The 8,417-nt window shown below is 63.6% G+C and carries 9 protein-coding genes; 6 read left to right on the top strand and 3 right to left on the bottom strand.

Annotated elements, in window-relative coordinates; all coding sequences use genetic code 11:
- From HP547_RS30015 to pdxH, 5 genes are all read left to right on the top strand, one after another.
- Window positions 1–75, top strand: a 75-nt coding sequence (locus HP547_RS30015) for a hypothetical protein (protein WP_372242923.1), incomplete at its 5' end; no start/stop codon positions are given.
- Between the two features lie 79 nt (window positions 76–154).
- Window positions 155–2,389, top strand: a complete 2,235-nt coding sequence (locus HP547_RS24555; RefSeq protein WP_172287962.1) for a beta-galactosidase — start codon at window positions 155–157, stop codon at window positions 2,387–2,389.
- A 147-nt stretch (window positions 2,390–2,536) separates the two neighbouring features.
- On the top strand, window positions 2,537–3,682 hold the full coding sequence (locus HP547_RS24560; RefSeq protein ID WP_172228540.1) for a serine hydrolase domain-containing protein: 1,146 nt from the start codon (window positions 2,537–2,539) through the stop codon (window positions 3,680–3,682).
- Window positions 3,683–3,781: 99 nt separating this feature from the next.
- Window positions 3,782–4,759, top strand: a complete 978-nt coding sequence (locus tag HP547_RS24565; RefSeq protein WP_172287965.1) for an OmpA family protein — start codon at window positions 3,782–3,784, stop codon at window positions 4,757–4,759.
- A gap of 18 nt (window positions 4,760–4,777) precedes the next feature.
- Window positions 4,778–5,425: a pyridoxamine 5'-phosphate oxidase gene (pdxH, locus tag HP547_RS24570; protein ID WP_172287969.1), complete on the top strand. Its 648-nt coding sequence runs from the start codon at window positions 4,778–4,780 to the stop codon at window positions 5,423–5,425.
- A gap of 41 nt (window positions 5,426–5,466) precedes the next feature.
- On the opposite strand, the gene HP547_RS24575 is transcribed toward pdxH, so the two are convergent.
- Window positions 5,467–5,700, bottom strand: coding sequence for a hypothetical protein (locus HP547_RS24575; RefSeq protein WP_172228546.1), 234 nt, complete (start codon window positions 5,698–5,700; stop codon window positions 5,467–5,469).
- Between the two features lie 147 nt (window positions 5,701–5,847).
- Here HP547_RS24575 and HP547_RS24580 point away from each other — a divergent pair, with 147 nt between their 5' ends.
- Window positions 5,848–6,312, top strand: a complete 465-nt coding sequence (locus tag HP547_RS24580; RefSeq protein WP_172228548.1) for a glycine zipper 2TM domain-containing protein — start codon at window positions 5,848–5,850, stop codon at window positions 6,310–6,312.
- Between the two features lie 70 nt (window positions 6,313–6,382).
- Here the strand turns inward: HP547_RS24580 and nhaA are convergent, their stop codons facing one another.
- Window positions 6,383–7,558, bottom strand: a complete 1,176-nt coding sequence (gene nhaA / locus HP547_RS24585) for a Na+/H+ antiporter NhaA (RefSeq protein WP_172287971.1) — start codon at window positions 7,556–7,558, stop codon at window positions 6,383–6,385.
- A 311-nt stretch (window positions 7,559–7,869) separates the two neighbouring features.
- On the bottom strand, window positions 7,870–8,417 hold a 548-nt coding region (locus tag HP547_RS24590; protein ID WP_372242922.1), incomplete at its 5' end, for an NAD(P)/FAD-dependent oxidoreductase.

Raw genomic sequence — 8,417 nt, forward strand, 5'->3', positions numbered from 1 at the left:
CGGCGCCTGGTCACCCAACGCTACGGCAAGGCTATTCTCAATGCGCTGCCGCCGTTCCGGCGGGAGATTTCCTGACCGTCGGAGCACTTGCTCCGGCGCGTTGTCCACTACTCAGCCCTGGGCCATGACGGCCCTGAAGGAGAGCCACAGCCTTATGGTCCGTCGCACCCTGCCCGCCGTTTTTGCCCTGTTGTTCAGCTCGCCGTTGCTGGCCGGGCAGCAGACGCTGTTCAGCTTCGTGCGCCCGGCCTCGGTGGTCAACGTGGTCACCGAGGATGCCGGCATGCCGCAGTACAACGCGGAACAGACGGCCGAAGGCGAGGTATTGCGCCGTGTGGTGTTCAACCCGGCCGAGCGGCCGACCCTGCGCCTGAGCCCCCAAGCCGGCGTGTGGGACTGGTCCGCCGGGCAGTTTCTCACCTTGCGCCTGCAAAGTGCCATGGACTGGGCGCTGACCGTGGATGTCACGGTGCAAGGCAGCGATGGTCGTACATTGACCAGCCGCATCGACTTGCCGGCGGGCCCTGCCCAGACCGTGATGGTGCCGCTGACAGCCAGCTCGCCGTTGAGCCAGGGCATGCGTGCCGGCCCGCCGATGCCATGGAACCATGGCGGCCAGCGCCTGCTGCTGACCAGCAGCGTCGGTGCGCTCGACCTCAAGCAGGTGGCTTCGGTCAGCCTCAGTATCCCCAACCCCAAGGCAGCGCAAAACCTGCTGATCGAACGGGTTGGCATTCAGGATGACGACCAGGCCTACCAGGCGGCTTACCATGAGCTGATCGATGCCTACGGCCAGTCCACCCGCGCCCAATGGCCGGAAAAGGTCGCCAATGACGAACAGCTGAAGGCGACCGGTGCGCGTGAGCAGCAACAACTCAAAGGCTGGCTGGCAGAGCGTGGCAAGCAGCAGCTGGACGCTTACGGCGGGCTGCTGGCCGGGCCGGCATTCGAGTCCAAGGGCTTCTTCCGCACCGAAAAGCGTGATGGCCGCTGGTACCTGGTAACGCCGGACGGCCACCCGTTCTATTCCCTGGGGGTCAACGCAGTAGCTGCCGATGGCGGTCGCACCTATATCGCCGGGCGTGAGGGCATGTTCAAAGGGTTGCCTGCCGAGGGCGACGAACTGGCCGCGTTCTATGGCGAAGGCAACAACGACGATGGCAATGCCTCTTCGCAAGGGCGCAATTTCAAAAAGGGGCGCTGGTTCGATTTCTATGCCGCCAATGTCCAGCGCACCTATGGCAAACCCTGCCCGCCCGCAGCAGAAGGGCAGCCGGCCAACTGCCCGCCGCTGGTGCTGGATGCTGCCCGCTGGCAGGGGCACGCACTCGACCGCCTGCAGGCCTGGGGTTTCAATACGGTCGGCAACTGGAGTGAACCCGGCCTTGCCCAGGCCAGGCGCATGCCGTACACCCTGCCGTTGGCGATCGTGGGTGATTACGCCAGCATCAGTACCGGCATGGACTGGTGGGGCCGCATGCCCGACCCGTTCGACCCGCGCTTTGCCATGGCCACCGAACGCGCCGTGGCCATTGCTGCCCGCGATCACCGGGACGACCCCTGGCTGGTGGGCTACTTCGCCGACAACGAGTTGGCCTGGGCCGCCCCCGGCAGTGACCCCAAGGCCCGATATGGTCTGGCCTACGGCACCTTGCGCTTGACTACCGATGTGCCGGCCAAGCGCGCGTTCCTCAAGCAGTTGCGCGACAAATACCGCAACCAGGAAGGCCTGTCCAAGGCCTGGGGCATCGAGCTGGCTGCCTGGGAGCTGATGGAAGACCCAGGCTTCGAGGCGCCGCTGCCCAGCGCAGAGCACCCGGAAATCGAACGTGACTATCAGCACTTCCAGCAAGTGTTCGCCGAAACCTACTTCCGCACCATTGCCGATTCGCTGCGCTGGCACGCCCCCAATCACCTGCTGCTCGGTGGCCGCTACGCCGTCAGCACGCCGGAGGCGGTCAACGCCTGCGCCGAGTTCTGTGATGTGCTCAGCTTCAACTTCTATACCCTCAAGCCGCAGGACGGCTACGACTTCGCCCGCCTGGCCGAGCTGGACAAACCGGTGCTGGTATCGGAGTTCCAGTTTGGTTCGCGTGATCGCGGGCCGTTCTGGCCGGGGCCGCTGGAAGTGGCGCGGGAAGAAGACCGTGGCCCGGCCTATGGCAATTTCCTCAAAGCGGCCATGGCGCAGCCGATGATCGTCGGCGCGCACTGGTTCCAGTACCTCGACCAGCCGGCCAGTGGCCGCTTGCTCGATGGTGAGAACGGGCACCTCGGGCTGGTGGCGATCACCGATGTGCCGTACCCGGGGTTCGTCGATGCCGTGCGCAAGAGCAACCTGCAGGCTTTGGCCGAGCTCCGCGCCCAACTGGAAAAGCCAGCCCCGTAGCACGGGCTGCTGCGGTCTGTGCATGAGCGGCCTGGTGTTGCGATGAATACCGTTCATCGCGACCACCCAGCCCAAGCCAGTTTGCAAAACGCCAAACTACTGAAACAATGCACACCCTTTTGGATATGGTCGTACGGAGAACAGCGGGTGCAGATCCAGGGTCACTATGAGCTGAAGTTCGAAGCCGTGCGCGAAGCGTTCGCCGCGCTGTTCGATGATCCCCAGGAGCGTGGCGCCGCGCTGTGCATTCAGGTGGGGGGCGAGACGGTCGTCGACCTGTGGGCTGGCAGTGCCGACAAGGATGGCCAGCAGGCCTGGCACAGCGATACCATCGCCAACCTGTTCTCCTGTACCAAGACCTTCACCGCCGTTACCGCCTTGCAGTTGGTGGGCGAGGGCAAGCTGGGTCTCGATGCCCCGGTTGCCAATTACTGGCCCGAGTTCGCCCAGGGTGGTAAACAGTCGATTACCCTGCGCCACCTGCTCAGTCACCGTGCCGGCTTGCCGGCCATCCGTGAACTGTTGCCGGCCGAAGCGCTGTATGACTGGCAGACCATGGTCGATGCCCTGGCTGCGGAAACTCCATGGTGGACGCCCGGTAGCGAACATGGCTATGCCGCCATCACCTATGGCTGGTTGATCGGCGAGCTGATTCGCCGTGCCGACGGCCGCGGCCCCGGCGACTCGATCGTGGCCCGCACCGCGCGCCCGTTGGGGCTGGACTTCCATGTAGGCCTGGCGGATGAGGAGTTCCACCGCGTGGCGCATATCGCCCGCGGCAAAGGCAACCCTGGCGATGCTGCAGCACAGCGCCTGTTGCAGGTGACCATGCGTGAACCCGAGGCACTTTCGACCCGTGCGTTCACCAACCCGCCGGCGATCCTCACCAGTACCAACAAGCCGGAATGGCGACGCATGCAGCAGCCGGCGGCCAACGGCCATGGCAATGCACGTAGCCTGGCGGGCTTTTATGCCGGTCTGCTGGACGGCAGCCTGCTCGAATCCGAACTGCTCGACGAATTGACCCGCGAGCACAGCCTCGGCCAGGACCGCACCTTGCTCACCCAGACCCGTTTCGGCCTGGGCTGCATGCTCGACCAGCCGGATGTGGCCAATGCCACCTTCGGCCTCGGCGCCCGCGCCTTCGGCCACCCCGGCGCCGGTGGGTCGGTCGGGTTCGCCGACCCGGAGCACGATGTGGCCTTCGGTTTCGTGGTCAATACCCTCGGCCCTTATGTGCTCATGGACCCACGAGCCCAGAAACTGGTACGTGTCCTTGCCAGTTGCCTTTGATCGGGTAACGCGGGTATTGCCCCACCCCTTTGACTATCCTCATTGCCAACGCCTGAAGTGTGTGGGCAAATTTTCTTTCTATTTCATGGTGTATCGCTGATGTCTTCACATAAAACCTTAGCACTCGCCCTGTGCCTGACCGCCGTCACCGGCTGTGCCAGCCACTCCCCGGACGGCTCCAAGACCAGTGGCTCGAGCTGGTGGCCCTTTGGTTCGGACAAGGTTGCCGAGCAGGAAGTGAAGCAAGCCGTCAGCGAAAACGTCGCCAAGGCCGACGCCAAGTCCGAGAGTGCTAGCCGCTGGTGGTGGCCGTTTGGGGGTGACGACAAGCAGGCCAAGGGGCCAGTCGTGCCGAAGATCGACCAGAAGGCCACCCAGGCCTGGCTGGACGAGTACGAGCCCAAGCTGCGTGAAGCGATCAAGGACAGCAAGCTGGAGCTGGAGCGCCGCGACAACGTGCTGGCCGTCACCATCCCGGTGGACAGCGCGTACAACCCTGACCGCCCGAACATGCTGCTGCCCATGACCCTCGGCCCCATCACCCGCGTGGCCAAAACGGTTGAAGGCGACCCCAAGACCGCCGTGCTGGTGCTGGGCCATGCCGACACCAGTGGTGCTGCCGCTGCCAACCAGAAGCTCAGCCTGGAGCGCGCCGCTTCGGTGTCGGCCATCTTCCGCCTCAGTGGCTTGCAACGTGACCGCCTGACGCTCAAGGGCATGGGTTCGGTCATGCCGCGCGCCGCCAACGACAGCGCCGAGGGCCGTGCCCTGAACCGCCGCGTGGAAATGCTGCTGACGCCGCAGAACACCATGGTCGCATTGCTGGCCAAATATCAGCAGGCTACCCCGGCACCGACCCCGGCCTCGATGGTGGCGGTGCAGGATGCCAAGGCACCTGCAGCCAAGGTCGCTGACAGCAAGCCTGCAGCCAAACCTGCGGCGAAAAAACCGGCAGCCAAGGCCAAGGCCCCGGTAAAAGCCACCGCCAAGAAGAAAGCCGCGCCGGCCAAACCGGTCGCCAAGAAAGCTACCGCGGACAAGAAAGTAGCTTCCAACAGCCCTGCGAAGACCAATTGATCGTCAAGGAACGCAGCAATGACCCAATCCCTGGCCGATATGCGCCGCGACTACACCCGTGATGGCCTGGCTGAAGCCCAGGCGCCGGGCGAGCCATTCACCTTGTTCCACCAGTGGTTTGCCGATGCGGTGAAAACCGAGCAGGCGCCGGTGGAAGCCAACGCCATGACCATTGCCACGGTCGATGGTGACGGTCGCCCGCACTGCCGCGTGTTGCTGCTGAAGGGGCTCGATGAGCGGGGTTTCACCTTCTTTACCAACTACGACAGTGCCAAGGGCCAGCAGCTACAGGCCAACCCTTTCGCTGCCATGACCTTCTTCTGGCCGGCGCTGGAGCGCCAGGTACGTATTGAAGGGCGGGTGGAAAAGGTCACGGCCAAGGAGTCGGACGACTACTACCAGGTGCGCCCGCTCGGCAGCCGCCTGGGGGCCTGGGCTTCGCCGCAAAGCCGGGTGATTGCCGGTCGTGAGGAGCTTGAGGGCCTGGTCAAGGCCACCGAGGCGCGCTTCTCTGACACCCAGCCGCATTGCCCTGAACACTGGGGTGGCTACCGTTTGCTGCCGGAGCGCATCGAGTTCTGGCAGGGGCGTTCAAGCCGCCTGCATGACCGGTTGAACTATCGGCTGGTCGACGGGCAATGGCTGCGGGAGCGGCTGGCACCCTGATATCCTGGGGGCTGCCTTGCAGTCCCCGCAAACCCACCAGGCTAGCGCGAATAACCCTTCGCCTCCCGCTGCAACCATCCCGCCAACTGCTTGCGCCCCACCTTCTGCGTCCGCGCCTGCTGCAATCGTTGCAGCATATAGGCGCGTTTGCCCGGGTCTGCCCCCGCCAGCGACAATGCCAGGTCGCGGTCCATCCAGCGGCGAATGCGCAGGTACAACCAGCCGTGGAAATACAGCCCTGCAGCGGTTGTGACCACGATGATGAAGTAATCCATGGCTATCCTTGGTCTCACTTGAATGGCGCTTGGCACAGCCGCAGCGGCTGTACCCCGGCTGAATGAAAACAATTTTATTACGTTTGTACCGTGACAGCGGTCAACGTGCAGCGTCTAATAAGCACCTGACTTATGGAGATTTTACCCATGCGTACATCCGCTTTGCTGGTGGCAACCTTCACCACCATGTCGCTGCTGCTGGGGGGCTGTGCCTCGAGCCTGACCGGCGATAGCTACTCCCGTGACGAGGCCCGCCGCGTGCAAACCGTGCGTATGGGCACCATCGAATCCCTGCGCCCGGTCAAGATCGAGGGCACCAAGACCCCGATCGGCGGTGGTGCGGGTGCCATCGTCGGTGGTGTTGCCGGCAGCGCCGTGGGCGGTGGCCGTGGCAGCATCGTTGCCGCTGTGATCGGCGCCGTGGCCGGTGGCCTGGCAGGTTCCGCCGCCGAAGAAGGGCTGACTCGCACCCAGGGTGTCGAGATCACCGTGCGTGAAGACGACGGCAGCATGCGTGCCTACGTGCAGGCTGTGCAAGAGAACGAGATTTTCCGCGTTGGCGACCGCGTGCGCATCATGACCGTCGACGGTACCAGTCGCGTCTCGCACTGACCGTACCGCAACTACAGAAAACCCCGACATGGCTGCTCGCCAGTCGGGGTTTTTTCATGCTGCGGGTGTATCAGTGGATGGCGGGTTTGCGGCTGGCCATGGCAGTGATGGTATAGCCAAGCACTGCGGCGAGGAACGAACCGGTGAGAATGCCCATGCGGTCCATGCCTGCGAACTCGCTACTGCCGGGCTCGAAGGCGAGTGAGCCCACGAACAGGCTCATGGTAAAACCAATCCCGCACAGGATTGCGACGCCAAACATTTGCCCCCAGCGGGCACCTGCCGGCAAAGCGGCGATGCCGAGTTTGACCGCTAGCCAGGTCAGGCCGAAAACACCTACGGTCTTGCCCAGCAGCAGGCCAATCGCGATACCCATCGGCACTGGGTGGGTGAAGCTGTCGATGGTCATGCCAGCCAGTGAAACCCCGGCATTGGCAAACGCGAACAGCGGCAGAATCGCGTAGGCCACCCAAGGGTGCAGCGCATGCTCGAGGGCCAGCAGGGGCGAAGCTTCTGCATTGCGGGTACGCAGCGGGATGCAAAAGGCCAGGGTGACTCCGGCCAGGGTGGCATGCACGCCACTCTTGAGCACGCACACCCACAGGATCAGGCCAACGACCATGTACGGCCCTAATTTGAACACCCCAAGCCGGTTCATCGCGACCAGCGTGACCAGGCAGCCGGCCGCGAGCATCAGCGACAAGCTTGACAGGGTGCCTGAGTAGAACAGGGCGATGACAATAATCGCACCCAGGTCGTCGATGATCGCCAGGGTCATCAGGAACAGCTTCAGTGACGCCGGAACGCGCCTGCCCAACAAGGCCAGAACGCCCAGGGCAAAGGCAATGTCGGTAGCAGTGGGGATCGCCCAGCCCGTCACGGCAGCCGGGTTGTCGCGGTTGATGAACCAGTAGAGCAATGCGGGTACTACCATGCCGCCGACGGCGGCGGTAGCAGGCAGAATTACCTGGGACGGCTTTGACAGCTGGCCGTCGACCACCTCGCGCTTGACCTCCAGGCCGATAAGCAGGAAGAACAGGGCCATCAGACCGTCGTTGATCCACAGCAGCAACGGCTTGGCGATGTTCAGCGCGCCAACCTGGACGGCGACGGGGATGTCCAGCAGGCCGCTGTACAGGTAGGAAAGCGGCGAGTTGTTCATGACCAGGGCCAGAATGGCGGCGACGATCAGCAGCACGCCGCTGGCGGCTTCGAGCTGGAAGAAACGGGTAAACAGGCTACGCACGGGCTATGGGCTCTCCATGAGCAGTTTACGAATGGAACGGGCGTACACCCTGGTCTGTGGCGATATGCTTTGAATTAAAAACTATATTCGTTTTTGTTATATGGGGTTACTGCCAAGCCTGGTGCAAGCCTAGATGCATATTGAGGGGAAGGGTGGAGGGGAAGTCAGACTGGTGTGGCGGAATTCTCTGAGGTTTGTACGGCCCCTTCGCGGGTGAACCCGCTCCCACAAGTACCCCACATGATTCAGCCATGTGGAAAATCCTGTGGGAGCGGGTTCACCCGCGAAGGGGCCCGTACAGGCATTCGAAATTACAGGGCGAGCATATCCCGCGCCACCGCCTCTGCAATGCGAATCCCGTCGACACCTGCCGACAGGATACCGCCCGCATACCCGGCCCCTTCTCCTGCCGGGAACAGCCCCCTGAGGTTCAGGCTCTGGAAATCCTCCCCACGGGTAATCCGCAGCGGCGAGGAAGTACGCGTCTCGATCCCGGTCAACACTGCGTCATGCAGGTTGTAGCCCTTGATCTGCCGGTCGAAGGCTGGCAGCGCCTCACGGATAGCCTCGATGGCGAAGTCCGGCAGGCTTGGCGCCAGGTCACCCAGGGTCACACCCGGTTTGTAGGACGGCTCGACACTGCCCAGCGCTGTCGAAGCGCGGCCGGCGACGAAGTCACCCACCAGCTGCGCTGGCGCCTGGTAGTTGCTGCCACCCATCACGTAGGCGTGTGCCTCCAGGCGCTCCTGCAGTTCGATGCCGGCCAGTGGGCCGCCCGGGTAGTCGCGTTCGGGGTCGATGCCGACAACGATACCCGAGTTGGCATTGCGTTCGTTACGCGAGTACTGGCTCATGCCGT

Source organism: Pseudomonas sp. CM27, assembly GCF_013179515.1.
Lineage (GTDB): Bacteria > Pseudomonadota > Gammaproteobacteria > Pseudomonadales > Pseudomonadaceae > Aquipseudomonas.